The sequence below is a fragment of the Flavobacterium humidisoli genome, from assembly GCF_023272795.1.
Lineage (GTDB): Bacteria > Bacteroidota > Bacteroidia > Flavobacteriales > Flavobacteriaceae > Flavobacterium > Flavobacterium humidisoli.
This window is the reverse complement of sequence record NZ_CP096829.1, coordinates 2,348,519-2,370,316: the sequence shown is the minus strand read 5'-3', so window position 1 is coordinate 2,370,316 and position 21,798 is coordinate 2,348,519. Positions and strand designations below refer to the sequence as shown.

The 21,798-nt window shown below is 33.5% G+C and carries 14 protein-coding genes; 8 read left to right on the top strand and 6 right to left on the bottom strand.

Annotated features, from left to right (window positions below; genetic code table 11):
• Positions 1–6 precede the first annotated feature (6 nt).
• The 8 genes from M0M44_RS10545 to M0M44_RS10510 all read left to right on the top strand — a co-directional run bounded on the left by M0M44_RS10545 (position 7) and on the right by M0M44_RS10510 (position 8,908).
• Positions 7–339 carry a hypothetical protein gene (locus tag M0M44_RS10545; protein ID WP_248729704.1) on the top strand — a complete coding sequence of 111 codons (333 nt, stop codon included), beginning with the start codon at positions 7–9 and terminating at the stop codon, positions 337–339.
• Positions 340–560: 221 nt separating this feature from the next.
• On the top strand, positions 561–863 hold the full coding sequence (locus M0M44_RS10540) for a hypothetical protein (RefSeq protein ID WP_248729703.1): 303 nt from the start codon (positions 561–563) through the stop codon (positions 861–863).
• Entirely contained in the window at positions 850–1,152 is a 303-nt protein-coding gene (locus M0M44_RS10535; RefSeq protein WP_248729702.1) for a hypothetical protein, read from the top strand. Before M0M44_RS10540 ends, M0M44_RS10535 begins: the two co-directional genes overlap by 14 nt.
• Positions 1,153–1,353: 201 nt before the next feature.
• Positions 1,354–2,409, top strand: a complete 1,056-nt coding sequence (locus M0M44_RS10530; protein ID WP_248729701.1) for a hypothetical protein — start codon at positions 1,354–1,356, stop codon at positions 2,407–2,409.
• Positions 2,410–2,424: 15 nt separating this feature from the next.
• Positions 2,425–3,087 (top strand): hypothetical protein, encoded by a 663-nt coding sequence (locus M0M44_RS10525; protein WP_248729700.1) that lies wholly within the window; start codon positions 2,425–2,427, stop codon positions 3,085–3,087.
• Positions 3,088–3,116: 29 nt separating this feature from the next.
• The gene (locus M0M44_RS10520; RefSeq protein WP_248729699.1) at positions 3,117–5,648 is read left to right on the top strand and encodes a fibronectin type III domain-containing protein; all 2,532 of its coding nucleotides are present in this window, start codon (positions 3,117–3,119) and stop codon (positions 5,646–5,648) included.
• 355 nt (positions 5,649–6,003) lie between these two features.
• Positions 6,004–6,474, top strand: a complete 471-nt coding sequence (locus M0M44_RS10515; RefSeq protein WP_248729698.1) for a phage holin family protein — start codon at positions 6,004–6,006, stop codon at positions 6,472–6,474.
• A gap of 94 nt (positions 6,475–6,568) precedes the next feature.
• Positions 6,569–8,908: a hypothetical protein gene (locus M0M44_RS10510; RefSeq protein ID WP_248729697.1), complete on the top strand. Its 2,340-nt coding sequence runs from the start codon at positions 6,569–6,571 to the stop codon at positions 8,906–8,908.
• 43 nt (positions 8,909–8,951) lie between these two features.
• Here M0M44_RS10510 and M0M44_RS10505 read toward each other — a convergent pair whose 3' ends face one another.
• The 6 genes from M0M44_RS10505 to M0M44_RS10480 all read right to left on the bottom strand — a co-directional run bounded on the left by M0M44_RS10505 (position 8,952) and on the right by M0M44_RS10480 (position 21,572).
• A complete protein-coding gene (locus M0M44_RS10505; protein ID WP_248729696.1) occupies positions 8,952–10,961 on the bottom strand; it encodes a protein-disulfide reductase DsbD family protein in 2,010 nt (669 codons plus the stop codon).
• A 238-nt stretch (positions 10,962–11,199) separates the two neighbouring features.
• Positions 11,200–13,989 carry a M16 family metallopeptidase gene (locus M0M44_RS10500; protein ID WP_248729695.1) on the bottom strand — a complete coding sequence of 930 codons (2,790 nt, stop codon included), beginning with the start codon at positions 13,987–13,989 and terminating at the stop codon, positions 11,200–11,202.
• 88 nt (positions 13,990–14,077) lie between these two features.
• The gene (locus M0M44_RS10495) at positions 14,078–15,211 is read right to left on the bottom strand and encodes a TlpA disulfide reductase family protein (protein WP_248729694.1); all 1,134 of its coding nucleotides are present in this window, start codon (positions 15,209–15,211) and stop codon (positions 14,078–14,080) included.
• An 83-nt stretch (positions 15,212–15,294) separates the two neighbouring features.
• On the bottom strand, positions 15,295–16,494 hold the full coding sequence (locus tag M0M44_RS10490; protein WP_248729693.1) for a TlpA disulfide reductase family protein: 1,200 nt from the start codon (positions 16,492–16,494) through the stop codon (positions 15,295–15,297).
• A 66-nt stretch (positions 16,495–16,560) separates the two neighbouring features.
• Entirely contained in the window at positions 16,561–17,964 is a 1,404-nt protein-coding gene (locus M0M44_RS10485) for a RagB/SusD family nutrient uptake outer membrane protein (protein ID WP_248729692.1), read from the bottom strand.
• 17 nt (positions 17,965–17,981) lie between these two features.
• Complete coding sequence (locus M0M44_RS10480; RefSeq protein WP_248729691.1) at positions 17,982–21,572, bottom strand: SusC/RagA family TonB-linked outer membrane protein; 3,591 nt, start codon at positions 21,570–21,572, stop codon at positions 17,982–17,984.
• Positions 21,573–21,798: the final 226 nt, after the last annotated feature.

Genomic DNA, 21,798 nt, shown 5'->3' with positions numbered 1-21,798 from the left:
AAAATTATGGACAACGACAAATTATTAAAAGAGTTAGAAAGCAAATTAAAAACCCTCATAACCGAAAATTACAAAGAGATTAAACCTCAATTGGAGAAATATTTAAATACATTTTTAGAAAAATCTAAGACAAAATTGGAACGTTGGCTCTTTCTTTTTTCTTCTGGAGATTTGACCGAAGAGGAGTTAGAATGGCTCTTAAAAAGTCAATTGGATTTGATGTCTTTACAAAGACTTCAAACTGCTGGAATATCAAAAATAAAATTGAATACAATTAAAAATAACATTCTCAAAATCATTTTTAATGTGATTATCGAGCTCATTATTCCAATGAGATGAACCGAATTAATCCTTAAAACAAAAACACAATCAACCGATTGATTTAAAACAAATTAACAACCATTTTAACTTACTGAAACTACTGATTCCTAAGCTTTAAAATCTTGTTTAAAGAGTAAGCATAGCGTATTTTTACAGTATCAAATAAAAGGAAATCTTTTGGGTATGGCGCGCAAATTCAAAAGAAAATAACAATTTAAATAATAACAAAATTACAACATATGAAAGATTTTATCATGGATGACGACTTGTTAATTGTAACAGATGCTTTAGGTAATGGTGATTTTGCCATTAATGTAGCAGATCAGCAAAACATCGAGCATTTACTGTTAAGTCAAAAAGGAAGTTATAAAGAGTTTCCGATACTTGGAGTAGGAATTGAAAAATACATTAACAGTCCAGATGCGACATCTAGACTAAGACTAGAAAACGAAATAGATAAACAATTATCGTATGATAACTTTTATGTAAAAACATTAGATGTCAACGATTTACAAAACATTAAAATCGATGGAAACTATTAGACCACAGCAAAATCAGAACATTTTAGACATCTCTTTGCAAGAGTATGGAAGCATAGAAACAGTATTTGATCTTTTAGAAGACAATGATCAGTTTAATCTTACTGAAGATATTTCGGTATATGAGGATTTAAAAGTCGGTAGAGAAGCTTTTAAAAAAGATATTGTAGAATATTACAATTCTCGAAACTTAAAACCCGCAACCGAACTTACTGAAGAAGAACAATTTCTACTAGATAATTTCTCCGGAATTGATTATATGATAATTGAAGATGATTTTATTATTTATTAATAAATTAACCTTCTAAAATACTATCGGAAGCATGGTCCGTAAATGATCAAACCGACTGAAATCTACAATTTTATCTGCTTTTTAGAAATCTCTGAAAAGAAAACTACAACTCGGTAGTACCATATAAACAAACACATAAACAATTAACTATAAGCATACTAAACATGTCTTACAGGCTAAACTATATCTAAAAATTAAAATATGGCACGTACAATTGCTGAAATACAGAAAGAAATTCTGTATGAAAAAGAAAACTATTCATCTTTGGCCAAATTAACAGAATCGAAAACTGCTATTTGGAGACTTTGGATCAATATAATGGCTACTGCCATTTGGATTCATGAAAAAATAGTAGAAAAAAATGCTTTGGTCTCAAGGCCTCATACGTTAAACTGGTACAGAGAACAGGCTTTAAATTTTCATTATGGCATTCCCCTAGATCCAGATTCTAGTAATGAAATTTCTCTGATTTGGGAAAATGGTTCTTATCAATTTGACACGACAGGTCTAACAGAATCAGAAATTGAAGAATCTAAAATTATAAAACATTGTGCTGTAAGCGAAATTGATCTTGAAACAGTTCTTAAACCTGGATCAAAAATAGAAGAAATATTCTCTGATTATTTTCATAATAAAGTTGGAGTTGTTTTTATTAAAGTGGCCACTGTAAAAGATAAAAAAATTTCGAGAATTGATGTGCCAAATGAACTTTTTGCATTTAAGGAATACATTGCTAAGATAAAAGATGCAGGAAATCAGGTTTATATAAGTTCTGACCAAGGTGATATTTTAAAACTAAGTTTAAATGTTTACATCGACCCTTTAAGCATTTACATCAATCCAAAGGATATTGAATATTATCAATCTCGAATTTCAAATGACAGTACAAACCAGAATATTGTTTCTCCATTTGCTACTTATCAGCTTGATCCTTTAAACGGTTCGTTAATATCAAATAATGATGCATTTCCTGTATTAGATGCCATTAAAGACCACTTAAAAAACATTGAGTTTAATGGTGCGTTTGTTAAAACCTATCTGGTTGATGCGGTTCAAAAAGCACAAGGAGTTAAAATTCCGATTTTGACAAAAGTTCAAACTGGTCCAGCAACAAATCCAAGTGACCAGCCAGACCCATCACTTCCTGATGTTACAAGAATCGAGTATTTCATTCCAAAAGCAGGCTATTTTGATATGGATACTCTTGAGATTGAGGTAAACTATATCCCTTATACATTTTATCGAGATAAACAATAGTCTAATTTATATACAATGAATAAATACACCATTTTGAAATGGGAAAAGCTATTATTGTGGCTCATCCCTCCTATTCTTAGAAAGCGTACACACGCACAATGGCTCCATGTTTTACTTACCCCTATTCGTTCAATTTACGAAGAAACACTTTATAAAATGCAGCACACGGGACAAGTAATTTATCTAGAAAAAGTTTTGAATGATGCCTTCAATCCTTCTAAATATTACGATCCTAATTTGAGTACAGAACAAAAGCGATTAAACGAGCTAATCTATATCGACGAATCTGTAAAACCTACTTTGCAATATGTATATCTCCATAAAGAATACTATGAACCTGATTTCACTTTACCTGATGGCTCTTTAGTAAAAGGCGAGTTACTGATTCCTCAATTAAAAGTTTACAAACGAAATGAATATAATAACAGAGATAATAGACCTGTTTACCTAGCGCATCGAAAAGATTATACAACGATAGCCTATGCCAATTTCAGAGTTTTTATACCTGAAAGTTTAATAAAAAATGGAGATATCATTATTCAATCCAATTCAGATGATGCTCAACTAACTTCAACAGCAATCAAAATTGCAAACATTGAGTATCATAATCTTCTAAACTTCTATAAACTCGCTGGTAAAAGCTATGAAAGCTATGCCTATTCGCCAGATCTAATTTAATAAAACAAGAGACACTTAAATTAATAAAAATGAAACAAATAAATTTTAATCATTCAGGAGGATTTCCACTTGAGCAAGAGACTTTAGAAAGACTTCAAACAGCCTTTAGATCAGAGTTGTATGATGCCTTAAAAAGACATTTAAGTATTGAGCCAGGTACAAATTATATTCTAGCTACTCCGACAAGTGAGGCTAATGGCTGGGCGATTATCCATCAGTACGAAAATGATCAAAAAGATCCTGAAGGATCAAGAATACTGCAGGGAATTTTATACCCAATTTTAGATGGAACTCCTACTGATTTTTTAAAAACAACTAGAACAGGAACCAACTTAATTTATGGAACTAGCGCATCTAAAACAGCATATTTTGATTATGAAGCTGCATACGTTAGTCCAGAAGAATATAGCACTAATGCCGAGTCTGCACAAAATAATGACGAACTAACAATCTATTATTATGATTTGAGAACTTTTGAAACTGTTTTGGATCTTAAAACAATTCAAGAAATTTTTCAATCAATTAGAGACAACATTTACAATGTAGAAGGAAATATCAATATTATCAAAAACAATATTGATGCAATGCAAGAAAACATCAATGAAATCTATGAATCTTATCTTCCATTGAATGGTTCAAAAGCTATGACGGGGGATTTGGATTTAGGACCTCATCAATTAGTAAAATTAGATACCAAACAAAACTCGCAAGCAAATGTGAGAGCTAGAGATTTTAGATTTGGTTCAAACGATGGAAGAGGACGATTTTATTCTGGTGATTATTTAGGAAGAGCTTTAGTAGACGATAACACATCTGTGGCCACTACTATTAATTTAAATTATGCTTCTGATTGGGAGAATACTTCTATTGGCGGAAAAGTATATTTAGATAATTTAAAGGCAGTCACAGAAGATTATAAGGGTCCCGATAGTACTGAAAATTCTTTATTACTAATCGATAAAACCGATCAAGTCATTAAAAGCAATAACTTATTAAGTTCATTGCTCGATAGAATTACTAAACTTGAAAATCAAAAATCAACTGCTGTACCAATCGGAATGATTGCTATTTGGGATAAACCTAAACCTTTTCCAGAAGGTTGGGAAGAATATGTTCCTTTGAGAGGTAAAATGCCTGTAGGTCAACAGATTTTAACTCCCGAAGAAAAAAGTGATGCACTAGATGGAGATGGTGGTAATGGTATTAGTTATTATAGAGACATCTATGGTTCTGCAGTTTTTCCTTTTGAGACATTGACAAGCTCTGGAGGAAGAATGAGTAAAAAACTAGGAATTAATGAGATTCCTGCGCATACTCATACAGAAACTAGGGTAAAAGAAGGAGCGGGTACTTTAATCAATTTTGAAGCTGTTGGTGATGATGGACATTTAGGATATGAATCTGTTGCATCTGGACCTGCAGGTGGAGGTCTGTCTTTCCCTATTCTTAACCCATACACAGTAGTTTATTTTATTCAATATACAGGACGTCCTAGCGATCAAACTCCACCAACAGCACCAATTTTGAGTGCGTCAACAGTTGGTGTTACGGAGATAACTTTAAACTGGACAGCATCAAGTGATGAATATGGCGTTACTGATTATGTTATATACGGAGATGCTATTTCTCCAATTTCAGTAGGTAATGTCTTTACTCGAACTATTTATGGATTAAATCCTGGGACACAATATACCTTTTATGTTGTAGCAAAAGATGATGCAGGAAATACATCACCAGAAAGCAACACAGTAACTATCACTACATCAGTAATAGTTGCACCAACTACACCACAAAATGTAAGATGCTATTTGCAGGATACAAATGCAATAATGGTTCAATGGGATAGTTCTTTTAACAATGGAGGGTCTACTATTTATTATGAGGTATGGAGAAGAATTAATTATGGAACCTTTACCAAACTTCCTACTTCGGTTACCAATAACTATTATAGTGATACTGGTCTAATATACAATACAATGTATACATATTATATCATCGCCAAAGATCTAGCCGGCAATCGATCTGATATGTCGGATTATACTTCAGAAACTACAGAAACTACTTCATGTTTTGATGTTGAATCTTTGGTAACAATGGCTTCAGGCCAGTCTAAGAAACTGAAAAATGTTGTCGTTGGCGATAAACTTCATGGATTAGCTTTCCCAAATGAAATAGATGAATCGTATGGAGATTACATGTTATGGAATGGGCTTTTAAGTGAAGCTTCGAAAGCAGAAGTGACTGTAGTAAACAAAAGAACTAGTGTACAACCAGCGTATTACGAAATTGAAACTGAAGACAATACTTTTAAAGTTACAGGACAACATCCTTTATTAGTTACTGAAGATGGCGAGAACTTGAAATGGGTATGCACTAAAAACATAGTGCAAAACATGCTATTAATTGATAAAGTAGGAAAAACAAAAAGTATCAAATCAATTACATACAGAGAAGAACCTTTAGAAGTTGCACTTTTAGATGTAGAAACTGTAGATAATTATGTTATTTCAGGAATTGTCGCTCACAACAATAAACCGTTAGATCCGCCAACAAATCCATAATCTTAATAACAAAATGTAAATCATTTGGGGCTCAAAACCCCAAATGATTATTTCTACAAAAAAAATTATACAAAATGGACCCAACTTTTACTTGCATCGATTTGTTCTTTAGGATTTTCCCTTCTTTGTTCTATATATCCCAATTTAAAATAGAGCAGGTCTCTAAATATCTGAGAAAATTTAGATTAACAAATAACAATTTAATAATGCCCTGCTCTACAAATCAATTTGGCATCGTTAGAAAAACCACAATCAACAACTTATGAAAAAACGAGAAAAACAATGCATTATCAATAAAAGCATTGATTTTGATCCTACTTAAAATTCTTTAATAAAAGACCAAAAAACAAAAACTATGATGCCTAAAATCTCAGAATATTCAAATGAACTAAAATTATTCCTTTATGGAATTTTTATGTACTTAGAAATGGATGTAGAAATTGTTAAAATACTTTTTTACTTAATGGTGATGGATACTTTTTTGGGCATAATCAAAACCATAGTATTAAACAATCCCTTTAGTTTTAAAAAATTAGCTTTAGGATTTGTATCTAAATTAGCCGTTTTACTTATACCAACAGCTTTAGCTTTAATGAGCAAAGGACTTAACTATAATTTTAAATGGTTTGTAACTATTGTCATGGATTTATTAATTGTGAGCGACGGAATTTCAATCATCAGCAATATAATTGCGATAAAATCCAAAAAAGAAGTTGAAAATTTTGACGCCATGACTCTAATTCTCAAATCCATAAGAGATAGATTAATACAGCTATTTAAAAAATTTCTTGTTACAATCGATCCTAAATATCACATGGAAAAATAGTTCTAAGTGAAATTTATCACGCTAATTACTGTAAACTATTTGCTTCCTTAAAATAATAAACACATATCTATTCAATTAAAAAACAACATTCGACATGATAGAAAATAACAGCAATAAAGATCTTGAAAGAGAATCTAAACAAGCCCCAAAAAACCAAAACCAAATAATCAACAAATCGCTAAAATTAGAAACCGTAAATGAAGGTGATAATGAAGATGATGTACTTGTACGAGGTGCTGATAAAACTGTAAAATTTGTACCACGAAGTGAATTTGGAGGAGATTCGCAAGATTTACAGACTGTCCTTACCAACGGAAACAAGTCTGACTTAGGGTTTGTACTAGAATCAACACCTGAGAGCGACTCTCTGCCTAAGATAATTACAAAGACAGGAGGATTTCCAGAAAACAATAACGAATCAATTATTGAACCTTCAGCCATATCTGTAAAATTTAAAGGGAATGGTAATGTAAATAATGAACAAACTACTATATATCAAAATGGTGTTAATCTATCATACTGGGTTCCAGAATGGGAATCATGGCAAAGTGTAGCCACTTTAGGTACAGCAGTGGATTTGAATAATAAAAAATATAGCGCTTTAATTTTAGGAAAAGAAGGTGGTGCAGGAGCACAACTTATGCAGAATCCTCTAGAGACAAATTCAGATACTTACTATTTTCCTTTATCGGATATAGAAACAGAGCCTAAAACTTTGGTTACCTCAGTTAATGGTGCTAAGGCTGACGCAAATGGGAATATAGAAATTTCTAATGAAACATCAATACCTACTTTTGACCAAGTTTTAGGTACAGGGTTTACAGCTACTGATAAGGCCACTCACTGGCGATACTCTACAGAAGGCGGAGCCGGTCAGATAGGAGTATCAGCAATTGGCCCTATGCTAATCCAGACACAGGATCAGACGCATGCGCCAGAATTATTAGCAACTTCTTCTATATCACCACACGAAATAAGCATTATTGATGGAATGAATAATGATTTTTCAAACATTTTGAGGGTTAACAACTTATCTTTTAAAAATAGAGCTGGAGCTGACGGAACAGGTCATGCCAATACGTTTTCTTTTAACCATGCTCAGGACAATTCTCTAACTGAATCTGTTGATACAAAGGTAACTCTGCCTCAAAATAATGGAGAGTATTTTCTACCTTTGACAATTAATGGTATAAGTGCAGATAAAACAGGAAACATTACAGTTCCGAGCAACAGTGATTGTATCCCATTATCAGGTACAGTTTCGGGAAATCCATTAACAGGTGATATCTTTATGGATACCTCTACTGGAGGGGGAGCTCCTTTAGGATTAGTTGCTGAAAAGATTTATAGCGAAACCACTCGTCTAAAATGTGGTTACAACATCCAAAAAGATTCTCAATACATGGATATTTTTTGGGAAGAAAATTTACTTAACGGTTATAGTAAATATAGTTTCAACTTTAGAAAAGGAACATTAGCATTAACAGGATTTAAACCAGAAGAAGGGCATAGAGGTATTGAGGGATCTGTAGATTATTCACCAAATTATACAGACTATACCTATGTTCAAAAAAAATGGGTATTAGATCAAATTTCAGCTGGAAACAAAAATACAGGCTTAGAAGACACTTTAAAAAATAATGGAGAAGCTTTCTTAGAAGATGGAACATGTCAAACAGATATTATTTTTACTGCAGAAAATGATACTTCAACCGTAGTTTTATCTGGTGCGAAAGGTAGCGATGTAACTACGCTTTCTATTGATAATGGTATATTCTCTTTAAGAAACAAGCAAGCTGGTTTTGGACATAATACGTTGAAGTTTGATACAGCTCATTCATCTTCTAATGTAAACATACTAATTCCTTCAAAAAATTCGGCAGGTGATTATAAATTGGCTACAGAAGACCAAATAAATCTACAACAAATCGTCGAAAATGGAACAAAATACACCGATCAATATGGAAACAAAATAGAATTTCTTGAGGGTTTTGCAGGTTACAATTCAACATTAAGTTTTTATCCTACAACTGTAATGATTTCTGGAATAAAAAATGGAAAAAGTTTTGGAGCTTCATTAAATAGCGATTACGTAGGTGCGTCATATGATGACAAGCAAATAAGATTAATTCCTTCAGAAGCTGCAATTTATATTCAAGCTTCTTATTCTGCTTCAGCAAAAATTAGAACTAATGCCTTAACTGCGGATCGAAATTACCAACTTCCTGATAAAAATGGTACAATAGCTTTAACTAGCGATATAGCAACTAGCAACCCTAATACTGTACCATTATCACTAAGTTATTTAAATACAAGTTACCCATCTGCAGGAATTGGCTTTAGAGTTCATTGCACAGGAATATCAGGAGGAGGATTAATTTATGAAAAAAGCGACAACGGTTGGGTTCAATACTCTGTAACTAAAGTTAACTAAAACAAAAACCTCCAAAATCAATTTGACTTTGGAGGTTTTATATTTACTTCTTAAACTTCCCAACCCCACTCTGCAACCAACCATAATACTCCTCAATATTCGGATTATAAGCCGACGGTTCTACCAAATTAACGCTATTATGATCAACAATTACATAAAACGGCTGAGCATTTGCCTTGTAAGTTTTAATCTGTAAATCGCTCCATTTGTTTCCAATGGTTTTGATTTTTTTTCCTGTTGTTTCAGAAACATATTGCTCACTTTCTGGAAGTTCTTTTTTATCGTCTACATAGAGCGAAATCAAAACTACATCGTTGTTTAAAACACCTAAAACTTTTGGATCTGACCAAACCAATTCTTCCATTTTTCGGCAGTTTACACAGGCATATCCTGTGAAATCTAATAAAACTGGTTTTCCCACTTTTTTCGCATATTCCATTCCTTTGTCGTAATCATGGAAAGTGATAATATTTTGCGGACCGTGTTTTGCGCCTTCTGGTAACGAACCTGTAATTTTTAACTCAGCATTACCCGAAACTCCAAGTCCGTTTGGAGATTCGCTGTATTGCATTGGAGGCGGAAATCCGCTGATTAATTTTAACGGAGCTCCCCAAAGTCCAGGAATCAGATAAATCGTGAAACTTAAAAAGATCAATCCGAAACCTAATCTTCCGACAGAAATATGATTTAAAGGAGAATCATGCGGAAGCGTAATTTTTCCGAACAAATAAAAAGCGAGCATCCCGAAAACAGCGATCCAAATCGCAAGGAAAACTTCTCTTTCTAACCAATGCAATTGCAAAACTAAATCGGCATTTGATAAAAATTTAAAAGCCAGAGCCAGTTCCAAAAACCCTAAAACTACTTTTACGGTATTCAACCATCCGCCCGATTTTGGCAATGCATTTAACCAGCCTGGAAAAGCTGCAAATAATGAAAACGGCAATGCAATCGCAATAGAAAATCCTAACATTCCAACAATTGGGGCAATTCCGCCTTTTGAAGCCGCTTCAACCAATAAAGTTCCTACAATTGGTCCTGTACACGAGAAAGATACAATGGCTAAAGCTAATGCCATGAAGAAAATCCCAATCAGTCCTCCTCTATCGGCTTGCGAATCGACTTTATTGGCTAATGAACTTGGCAATACAATTTCGAAAGCGCCTAGAAATGAACAAGCAAAAACAACCAATAAAATAAAGAAAATCAAGTTGAACCAAACATTTGTTGAAAGCGCATTTAGCGAATCGGCACCAAAAACTGCGGTCACGATGGAACCCAATAAAACGTAGATAATTACGATTGAAATTCCGTAAATTATTGCATTTCTAATTCCTGCCGCTTTGCTTTTACTTTGTTTTGTAAAAAAACTTACCGTCATTGGAATCATCGGAAAAACACAAGGCGTTAACAAAGCTGCAAAACCTGATAAAAAAGCTAAAATAAAAATAGTCAGCAATCCTCTCGATTCTGTTTTCTTTGTTGAACTGGCAATTTCTTCTTTTGATTTTTTTTCTTCAGTCTGAGAAACAGCTTTTTCTTCTACACTTACAGAATCTTTTTTTACGTTTGGAGTTTCTTCGGCCGAAGCCAATTTCTTTTCATTCGGAATTTTAAAAGTTAATTCTTCTGTAGATGGCGGCAAACAATTGCTATCGTCACAAACCATAAAATCGACTTCGGCAGCAATGTTCGAAATATCATCTGAAATGAATTTAATTTTTTGAGTAAAAAGTGCTTTATCTTCAAAATATTTAATTTTCATATCGAAGATCTTATCGACTGTTTCATGTCCTTTATCCTCAGTTGTTTTGCCGATTAACTCAAATTTTTTCGACTGATTTTTAAAGGTAAAAGCCGTTGGCGAAGGTCCGCCTTCTTCGATATATTGTCCATATAAATGCCAGCCTGATTGTATTTTCGCCTGTGCTTTTAAAATAAACTCTTTATCTGAAATTTTTTCTACAGTTGTGGCCCATTTTACCGGATTGTACATTTGTCCGAACATGGAAACCGAGAGCAATAACAGGAATGTAATTATAGTATTTCTCATTGTTTTTTGATTAGATTTTTGAAAAAAAAGAGCTGTTGGCAAACAGCTCTTTTGGTCTTTCACAGAAAATGGCTTACTAATTCAGATTCTAAAATGAAATAATGAAAGACGAACTATTAAAATTTTAGATTTTAGATTTTGTCGCAGTATATAACTTTGCCAAAGTTTTAAACTTTTACAAAGTTTGAATTATCTAGACTGTAAACTGAGACTGAATACGGAGCACTGAGAAAAAAAACTACTTCAACGGATTCCCTTCTTTATCCAAAGAGCCCGATTTAATGATGATCATTTTATCTAATTGAACATATTTTTTAATCGCATCGTTTACCTGCTGTAAAGTTGCTTTATCAATATCTTTTGGATACTGATCGATGTAATTTGGTTCTAAACCTCTTTCAATAAAACTTAAAATTGTTCTCGCCATACCGCTTGTGGTTGACATTCCTACTTTAAAACTTCCAATTAAATTTGTCTTCTTGTTTTCTAATTCTTCTGCTGTGATTCCGTTTTTTACCCATTTATCAACCTGAACCATTGTCGCATCAAGACCTTTCTGAAACAAATTTGGGTTGAAAGAAGCGTTTACAAACCAGTAACCTCCTGTTTCGATATTTCCGCCTAAACCAGAAGAAATGTTATAGGTTAAACCATCATTATCACGAACAGTCTGCATTAAACGTCCTGCAAAACCAGCTCCTAAAGTATAATTCCCAATAAAAAACGGAATGTAATCGGCATCGGCTCTTTTTAAACCTGTAAATTGTCCGATGAATAATTCTGCACTTGGTTTTTCAGGAATTGTAACTACTTCTGTTTTTGATGGAGATTTTGCAGCTTCTTCAAATTTTAATTTTTCAGTAACGCCGCCATTCCAATTTTTGAATGATTTTTTTAGAGAGGCATTTAGATTGGCTCCATCAGTGTCACCCACAATTACCAAACGCATAGACGCCGTTCCAAAATACTTTTTGTGGAAAGCTTTCACTTCATCCAAAGTTGCATTTTTGATATTCGAAATATTGTCTTCTACGCTCAAACTATAATTTGGATTTCCTTTTGGATAAATCGCCTGAGATAAAGCAATACTTCCTCTTTCGCTTGGATCATTCAAATCCTGCTGCGTATTTCCAATAAATTGCTGTTTTAAATTTTCAAATTCTTTAGCATCAAACAGCGGATTTCTTAATTCTTCTGCCAATAAAGCAATTACCTGATCTAAGTCTTTTTTCAAACATTTAAATCCGATATTAATTTTGAAAGTTGAAGCATTTACATTTAATGAAACTCCTAATTTTTGCAGTTTTTCAGAAAATTTAAACTTGTCATTCAACGTTGTTCCTTTGGATAACATTGATGCTGTTAATGCTGGAATTACATCATTTTTAGTTTCACTGGCATAATTCCCTAACGAAATGCTAGCCGCAACCGTAACAAAATCTTTTGCCGATGTTTTTACCGAAACCACATCAATTCCAGATACTTTTTCTCTTTTAAAAGCCGAAGATGATTTTTCGATTAAAGTTTCTGCAGAAATTAATTCTTCTGTTTTGTTTTTTGTTGAAGTTGGAACAGATGAAGCTTCTTCGTGAATATGCCCTTCTTCTGAATGTCTGTAATAAAACGGACCATTTTCTGGCATATAATTACTGGCTTTTGTCGTATCCTTATTTTGAGCACCAGCTTGTTTCGGAATAAAATATCCTGTTGTGCTTTGGTCATCAACCAAATATTTATTTGCCACGCGAAGAACATCTGCTGGAGTTACTTTTTTCAATCGGTCAACTCCTGTAATATAATCTGTCCAGTCGCCAGAAGCAATTGCTTCGTTTAATGCTGATGCAATCACTCCAGAACCATCGCGTGCTAAAATAGTTTGTGCACTGATTTTCGCTACAACTCTATTTACCTCGTCCTGAGTTACGCCTTCCTGCTGAATTTTAGCCACAACTTCATTGATTTTTGCATCGATATCTTCATGTTTTGAAGTCGTCGGAAAACCAACGCCAATTGTAAAAAGTCCGACTTCTTTAAAGTTTGTTGCACTTGCGTAAGAATAAATTCCTAAACGAGTATCAACGAAAGTTTTGTTTAAAATTGCTGATGGGCCAACACCAATAATCTGAGCCAAAATATTCAACGCAGGAAGATCTTCATGTAAAGCTCCAGGAATTTTATACGCTTTGTTTACAACGCCTAATTCTCCTGGTTTTCTAACGATAATTTTACGCGCACCATATTGCTGAGGTTCTTGTGTATAGGGCTGTGGCATTGCGTTTGGCGCTTTTGTAATTTTACCGAAATACTTTTCGATCAATTCAAAAACATTCTCTTTTTTGAAATCTCCAATAATGGTTAAAGTTGCATTATCTGGCCAATAATACGTATTATAGAAATTTCTCAACACCTCAATTGGAGCGTTTTCAATATCCGATTTCCATCCAATTGTAGAATGATGATACGGATGTGCAATATAAGCCGCTGCCCAGATTTCCTTATCCAATAAACTATTCGGATTGTTTTCTCCGCGCTCAAATTCGTTGCGTACAACTGTCATTTCTGCTTCTTTATCTTCTTTTAGTAATAAAGAATTACGCATTCTGTCGGCTTCGATTTGAAGCGCCAATTCGATTTTATCACTTGGCAGCGTTTCAAAATAATTAGTACGATCGTACCAAGTTGTAGCATTTAACTGCGCTCCTGTATTTTGCAGAACATCAGTAATGGTATTTCCGTTTTTCTTATTGAAAGTAGGAGTTCCTTTAAACATTAAATGTTCTAAAAGGTGCGTTGATCCTGTATTTCCTAAAACTTCATGTTTAGAACCTACGCGATATACAATTTGTACAGTTGCAACTGGAGAAGCATTGTCTTGCAAAAGCAAAACATTCATTCCGTTTGGCTGGTATAAATATTCTTCGATTCCACCTAATTCTTTTATTTTCTTAAAGTTAACCGATTTTCCCTGCGCTGACATAAGAGCACAGAAAGCTAATGAGCAATAGCCCAGAAAGATGTATTTTTTCATTTTTTGTTGATATTTTATGATCGTTTTCAGTCGCAGTCACAGTTTGCAGTTTTGACTGTGACTGAAAACTGAGACTGAGACTAAAGATTTATGATTTACTAAAAATTTCTTTCAGCTTAGATTGAAGTTCAGCTTCTCTAAGATTTTTAGCAACGATTTTTCCGTCAGGCCCAATTAAGTAGTTGGTTGGAACCATTTTTACTCCGTATAAAACAGCAGCTTCATTTTGCCATCCTTTTAAATCAGAAACATGCGTCCAAGTTAAACCGTCTTTCTCAATTGCTTTTTCCCAAAGTTTCTTTTTATCATCTAATGAAACTCCCAAAACATCAAATCCTTTATCGTGATACGTTTTGTAAGCCACCACTACGTTTGGATTTTCTTTTCGGCATGGACCGCACCAGCTTGCCCAGAAATCTATTAAAACATATTTGCCTTTGTAATCTGATAATTTTACCACTTTTCCATTGATATCGGTTTGAGAAAATTCTGGAGCTACAACACCAATAGCTGTTTTTTCGTTAAGATCAATTGAAGCTTTTAATTTTTTTCCGTAAAATGATTTCTGAACTTCTGGAGATAAAACTGCGTAATATTCTTTTACTTTTTCTGGAGTTCCATAAGACACAATTCGGTCTTCAATTACTAATGCTCCTCCTAAATTGTCTTTGTTTTTTCTGATGAATTTATCTGTCAAATCATCCGCGAAAGCGCCAAGATCTTTCCATTTTTTATCCATCATGGTTTGCTGTTCTGGAGTTAATTTTACTTTTCCTCCTTGTGTTAGCGAATCAGATAATTTGTAAATAGGACCTGCGATTGCTTGTATTTTTTTGAATTCGTTATCGTAGTAGGATTTGTAGAATCCGTTTTGCGTTGCTCCAGTTACTTTAGCCTTAAAAATCGAATCTTTTTTTGCTTCAATCGTAATATCTTCATTATCTAAAAGAAAATACGCTCCGTACTCTTGCCCTTTAATTTTAATCGTATGAAATAATGGTTCTACTGTTTTTCCTGTAAAAGTAAATGCACCTTCTTTTACCTCAGCAGAATCAATTATTTTTTTATCTCCTTTTTCGTCTGCATATTCTAGATAAACCATTCCTTTATCTAATCCTGCAATTTTTCCGTTGATTTTATATCCTTCTTTCTTTTCGCAAGAAGTAAATGCTGTCGCAATTACTAATGCAAATAGGCTAGATTTTAATATTGTGCTTTTCATGTTATATTTTTTGTTTGTTAGATTGCGATGTTTTTTAGTTTTCAGTGTCGGTTACAGTTTACAGCTGAAACTGCGACTGAATATTAAGATTTCAAAAGCTCTTTTAATTTCGCTTCCAATTCTGCACCTCTTAAATTGTCACCGATAATTACACCTTTACTATCCACTAAATAAGTTGCTGGAATGGTTTTTACATTGAATGCTTTACTTACTTTATCATCATCATATAAATTTGGCCATTGCATGTTTTCTTGACCTAGCGCTTTCTGCCAAGCTTTTTCGTCTTTATCAATTGAAATACTTAAAATTTCAAACCCTTTATTTGAATATTCTGTGTAAGCTGTTTTTAAATTCGGAATTTCTTTTCGGCATGGACCGCACCAAGAAGCCCAAAAATCTACCAAAATGTATTTTTTTCCTGCTACAATGTCTTTTGCATTTAATGTTTTTCCATCTTTATCTTTTAATCCGAAATTTGCAATGCTTGTTCCGATTAATGATTTCGGATTCAAATCTTTATCTACTATTTGTCCGTAATAGCTTTTTTTTGCCGCATCTGAAAATTGTTCGTAAATCGGTTTTTGTTCAGGAGTAAAATAGCTGTATTGCGTCATCATAAAAAATGGTCCCCACCAATTTGTTTTATGTCTAGTTATAAGATCTAATGTCGTTTTTTCTACTTTAGCAAAAAAAGCTTTTTCTTTTGCTTCAAAAGCTTTCCATTCTGGGGAATTTCCGATGGAATCCATTGTTTTTTTATTTCCAGAAACTCTAGCTTTTGAATACAATTTCCCTAATTCTTCGGTACCTTTATGGTATTCCGCATAATCTTTATTCAGTTCTTCTTTAAAAGCAGTTTCTTTTAAATAATAATCATGAGATTTTGATCCCGTAATTACTACATTTTTAAATGAAATCCATTCTCCTTCGTTATCTGAAACTGTTCCAGCCGCTGTAATTTTTATTTTTGAATTTTCGACCATTACAGAAATATTTCCTTTGTTTTTACCAAAGACAACATAGAAAAAACGAGGTCCATCTAATTTTCCTGTGAAAGTAAATTTCCCGTCTTTTAATGCCGTTTCAGCAACTGGCAGTTCAGATGAATGTGTTGCGTCTGGAACCAATTTTACAGCTGTTCCGTCAGTTAAACCAGTTATATTTCCTTCAACAGTATAAGAAACTGAACCTGGTGCTGTTTTTTTCTTTTGTGCCTGAATGTTTATTGAAACCATAAACAAGCAAATGCACAATCCTATTATTTTATTTTGAATTGCTTTCATTTTTGATTGATATTTTTAGAAAAAGCTTCCCTTTCGGGAAAATCTAATCGGGAAGCTTTTAGACTATTATTTGTCTACATTTTGTGTAATGGTTCCGTTTCCAGGATTTTGCGTTGCTCCTTGCGGGAAAGGCGATGTCCATAAATGAGAATCAGATTTTAATGTGTAAGTAGTTCCATTTACAACTTTACTAAAACTAACTTTATAAACGCCTTCTGCATTTAAACGTCTTGCATCTGCATAAGGAATAAGAGTCTGTACAGATTCATTATTTTTTGTTTTGAAAATGGCATTCAACGCAGTTGTTTTATCTGTAGTTGCAATATCCTGATACGATGCTGGAAGAATACGTGTTTTACGAATTGCATTTAAAATTGCTAATGCTTCGTTTATTTTATTGTCACGTGCCAAACACTCCGCTTTTATTAAATAAACTTCAACAGTTGTAATTCCTCCAAAATTGTACATTCCCGATAATATCGAATAGTAATAAGTATCAGCGCCCACGGTTCTTATTTTCCAACGAGATTTTAAACGTAAATCTCCCGTTTCAAAACGTGCCGCTCTTTCTACTGGTATACTTGGCTCTCTTCCTAATGAACGGCTTGAACCGTGTCTAAAAAGATAGTTTTCAACATTGTTATAGCCCATTGGCGATACAGCTGTTGTGTATGAATTTGGCACATCAATAATGGCTTTATTTGCTTCATAAAAAGCTACCCAGTCAAACAATTTATTGTTTTCTGCTAATGCCAAATCTGCATATTTTAAAGCTTCTGTATAGTTATTCATTTGCAGATAAACTCTTGAATAAAAAGCGTAACCTGCTCCTAAATTTGGATGTAAAGCAGTTTGAGAAACTTTAGGCAAATACGGCAATGCTTCTTTAATGTCATTCAGAATAAAATCATACATTTCCTGAATGGTTACCTGTTTGCTTGGTGCATTGATATTGGCGCTTGTAATTAACGGAACTGATAATTTTGTTGCCGCTGTAGAAGCTACATAAGTATCGGCATAAAAATTAGTCACGCAAAAAAAGTTCATGGCACGCATTATTTTTGCTTGTGCCCAAACTACTCTTTGTTCTTGCTCTGTCGCTTTAGTTGTCGAAAGTGCATTTTCAATAATTAAATTGAATGCTGAAATTCCGCTATAAGTCGTATAGTATGTAGATTCATCTGATACTTTCAATGCAATACGATCTGCATTTTCATCCCACATATAATTGGCATTATACAATCTATTGCTAGTTAATGAAGCAGCTGTTACAAATTGGTCATTTAGTACTTGATTTGCACCCAAGATATCTAATCTTGTATTGTATTCGTCACGTAAAAAAGCTTCATAATCTGCTAATGTTTCTGGCGATTTTGCTCCTTTTGGCACATCATTCAAGTAATCGTCGCAAGATGCTAAAGTCAATCCTAAAGCCAATAAGCACACTACTTTTATATATATATTTTTCATCGTCTAGTCTTTATAAATTAGAAATTAACATTTACGCCCATCACAAAACTTGGAGATATGAAGCCGCCTAACATGTATTTGGCATCTCTACTTTTAGCAAAAGTGTATACGTTTTCTGCATTCAAATTGAATCGTACTCCGTCTAGTTTTACTCTTTTAATAATATCTTTTGGCATTTGATATGCTAACGAAATATTACTCAATCGTAAATTTGAAGCATCCAAAATATTAATGTCTGCATAAGAATAAATAGTGCGAGATTCTGAATTAAAATCTGCTTCATATTCGTAAACCGCTCTCGGAACATTAGTAAAAGCCTCATCTCCTGGCTTCATCCAACGGTTTGCAATATTGTTGTTTACCACTGTAATATCTGTTACATAACCTCCAAGTGCGCCATTGTAATTGTTACTCAACATTGGCAAGAATGTGTTTCTAACTTTATGTCCTAACTCATAAATGAAAAGGGCTGAAAGTGAGAAGTTTTTATAATTGGCTGAGGTATGGAAAGAACCGCTGTGTATAGGAACTGTTGAACCATAATCTTTAATTGCATCTATCTGACCTGGATTGTATTTAACTGCAGTTCCTGAAGCATCGTAAACTTGAGGAATTCCTGTATTGCTTAAACCAGCCCATTGATAACCATAAATACTGTTAAAGCTTGTTCCAACTCTAGGATAAGCCATCGGATAATCTAACTGTAAATAATAAACAGGAGCTTTTACATTTACAAAATCTACTTTGTTTTTATTGTAGGCATATAAAACAGTTGCATCCCAAGAGAAAGAAGGCGTTTTTACAATTGTTCCTCTTAAAGTAGCTTCGACACCTCTGTTGGTCATTTCTCCATTATTAAGCGTGTAAGAAGAATATCCGAATCCTTCTGTTGGAATTCCTTGACTAGTAGCTAACAAATTTTGACCTTTTTTGTTGTATAAATCTAGCGTTCCGCCTAATCTGCTTTTAAAGAAAGAGAAATCAAAACCAATATTGGTCGTAGTTGTTTTTTCCCAAGACAATTCAGGATTTGGACGTTGCCCCACACTTCCATAAGTTCCTCCAACATTAGGATTAGCATAATAAAAAGCTGTTAAATATGGCGCTGTATCTTTGGCGATGTTTCCGGCAATACCATAAGATCCACGCAGTTTAAGAGCATCTACCCAAGCAACATCAAAAAATGATTCGTTGTTGATATTCCACCCCGCACCTACAGACCAGATTGGCTTGTTTTGGTATTTACTGTCTGTTCCCCAAAGGTTAGAACGATCCCAACGAATACTTCCAGATAGGGTATATCTTTTGTCATACGTGTAACCTCCTGTTGAGTAAACCGAAACATAACGATTTTGCAATTCTTTTTCTAATCCAAAATCATTTTGTGACATATAACCACCAAAAACAGATCCATATACTTTTAATAAATCGGCTTGATTTATTGCCGTGAATGCTAAAGCTTGCGAATCGTAACCATAGCGTGTGTTATCGTTATATTCTTGTTTAGAATGACGAATTTCCATACCTGCAATTGCAGAAAAATCATGCTTTTCAGCAAAAGTCTGATTGAAATTCAATTGCTGACGGAAATTATAAGCATTAGAAAACTGATTGGTTTCTTTGATAATATCTCCATAAGGCAAATTGTAAACCGCTTTATTATTCACAATTGTCACCAAGCTATTTACTTTATATCTCACATAATATGATTCTCTATCAAATAATTGGCTTGCGCGATCTGAAGCAAATTCATATTGGAACATGGCATTGTAAGTAAATGCTTTGCTGAATTTCACATTAAACTTAGCAAACGTTCTGTTCAAGAAATTTTTATTTTCAGTTAAATTTCTTCCTAATTCATCCATTGGCGTAATATCCATATTGTAAAGACCATACGTTTGCATCGAATTAAGCGTAAAATTATTGTAACGAGAAGCAGCTGTAGAAACAAAATTAGTTCCATCAGCATTAACCAACTGATTATATGGCTGCCATTTATAACCTGGATTAGCTGGTATTGTAGTTGGATTAAGAGGATTATAATACTGAGTATCTCCTATTCCGTAATTTAAATAAGTTCCCAAATCTAAAGACAGCCAGCTGTTAATTTGCGTTGAGTTTTTTAAATTAATTCCAACCGATTGGTTTTCAGAATATCGATCTTCTAGCTGATTGTCTTTGTAAGTTATAGAGGCATTAAAAGTATTGCTTTCACTAGCTTTACCTAAACTAAGATTATGCTGCATAAAATACTGATCGCGTTTTGCGTATTTTGCTACATCATCATAATATTTATAACCTTGAGAACCCAATTGATTCAAGCGATTATTCATATCTGTTTGAGAAATATTTCCTGCATAGCCATTTAAAATAGTCTGCATTCCTAGACTTTGAAATACTGCATTATTCAATAAAGACTGTGCATAAGTAGCTGAATTAGCCGTTTTTAAATTAGGATTTCCATCTGCCCATCCCTTTTCTAAACCAATAATATCAGCAGAATTAGTAAGATTGTCTGTATAATTTCGATAAGGCGTAACAGTTAAATTACTTGAAAACGAAATAGTTGTTTTTCCTTCTTTTGCTTTTTTCGTTGTAATAACCACCACTCCATTTGCAGCACGAGCACCATAAATAGAAGAAGCTGCGGCATCCTTTAAAACTGTAATCGTTTCAATATCTTCTAAGTTTAAACTAGGAAGATTTTCTTCTATACTTGCATAAGGAGTTAATCTTGTATTTTCGACAGGAAAACCGTCAATAACATATAAAGGTGCAGTTACCCCTCTCATGGAAGTTGTTCCACGAATTCTTCCATCCTGATATCCAACAACACGTCCTTCTAAAATTTTATCTAAACTGTTTAAACGTTGTTCTTGAAAATCCTTTGCTTTTAAACTTGAGAAAGATCCTGTTGCTTTTTCTGCAGATATATCTTGGTAACCAGTTTTTAAAACTAGTCCTTCAAGTTCAAGGACATCTTCTTTTAAAACGACATTAATAACACTTCTTCCCTCAACTTTTATTTCTTGTCTTACATATCCTAAATAAGCAAATGCCAAAGTAGTTTCGCTGCCTACCGTGATAATTTGATATTCTCCATTGAAATCAGTCTGAACTCCTCTACCCGAACCGTTATCAGAAATTGCAGCACCAACTAAAGGCATCCCTTTTTCATCGGTTACGCGACCTTTTACAATAAAATCTGCAACAGTTTTTTTCTCTTCCGTTTTTTCTTCAGAGACCTTTCTAGGCGTCAGGATAATGTGGTTTCCTGATACTTTAAAATCGGTACTCGTATTATTAAAAATTTTATTTAAAATAACTTCTATTGAAGCTTCGTATGCATTTACGTCGATTACTCTGTTTAAATCTACAGATCTTACATTGTATACAAATCTGTAATCTGTAGTATATTCAAGTCTCTCAATCACTTTTGCAACAGTCATGTTGCTCGCATTAAAAGAGATCTTGTTTTTTTGAGAATAAGTGGTTCCGGCGTGCATTACTGTTAAGGCAGTTAGCAGAAATAATGTGGTCAATTTCATTTTCAAATCAAATTTCAAAAAAGGCTTATCAAACCTGATTTTGTTCAAGAGTTTTTTCATACTTTTAAATGTTTTTTTTAATGTTGGTTGGTTAATTAACTGACCGCATATACTCTACCGGGAAATGTTGGCGCATTTTCCGGTTTTTTTATAACGATCCTTTTCTTTTTGGATTTTTGTTACATAGGCCTGTTGATTTTAGATTTTAGATTTCAGATTGTTGATTTTAGATTTCTCAATCTTATTTCTTCGCTCTTTCTTCTTTCTTCTTTCTTCTTTACTCTTT

Bases quoted from the DNA above. Each gene is read 5' to 3' on its own strand.
- M0M44_RS10500 (WP_248729695.1), bottom strand. From the start codon at position 13,989: ATGAAAAAATACATCTTTCTGGGCTATTGCTCATTAGCTTTCTGTGCT.
- M0M44_RS10485 (WP_248729692.1), bottom strand. From the start codon at position 17,964: ATGAAAAATATATATATAAAAGTAGTGTGCTTATTGGCTTTAGGATTG.
- M0M44_RS10490 (WP_248729693.1), bottom strand. From the start codon at position 16,494: ATGAAAGCAATTCAAAATAAAATAATAGGATTGTGCATTTGCTTGTTT.
- M0M44_RS10505 (WP_248729696.1), bottom strand. From the start codon at position 10,961: ATGAGAAATACTATAATTACATTCCTGTTATTGCTCTCGGTTTCCATG.
- M0M44_RS10515 (WP_248729698.1), top strand. From the start codon at position 6,004: ATGATGCCTAAAATCTCAGAATATTCAAATGAACTAAAATTATTCCTT.
- M0M44_RS10525 (WP_248729700.1), top strand. From the start codon at position 2,425: ATGAATAAATACACCATTTTGAAATGGGAAAAGCTATTATTGTGGCTC.
- M0M44_RS10480 (WP_248729691.1), bottom strand. From the start codon at position 21,572: ATGAAAAAACTCTTGAACAAAATCAGGTTTGATAAGCCTTTTTTGAAA.
- M0M44_RS10510 (WP_248729697.1), top strand. From the start codon at position 6,569: ATGATAGAAAATAACAGCAATAAAGATCTTGAAAGAGAATCTAAACAA.
- M0M44_RS10520 (WP_248729699.1), top strand. From the start codon at position 3,117: ATGAAACAAATAAATTTTAATCATTCAGGAGGATTTCCACTTGAGCAA.
- M0M44_RS10530 (WP_248729701.1), top strand. From the start codon at position 1,354: ATGGCACGTACAATTGCTGAAATACAGAAAGAAATTCTGTATGAAAAA.
- M0M44_RS10540 (WP_248729703.1), top strand. From the start codon at position 561: ATGAAAGATTTTATCATGGATGACGACTTGTTAATTGTAACAGATGCT.
- M0M44_RS10495 (WP_248729694.1), bottom strand. From the start codon at position 15,211: ATGAAAAGCACAATATTAAAATCTAGCCTATTTGCATTAGTAATTGCG.
- M0M44_RS10545 (WP_248729704.1), top strand. From the start codon at position 7: ATGGACAACGACAAATTATTAAAAGAGTTAGAAAGCAAATTAAAAACC.
- M0M44_RS10535 (WP_248729702.1), top strand. From the start codon at position 850: ATGGAAACTATTAGACCACAGCAAAATCAGAACATTTTAGACATCTCT.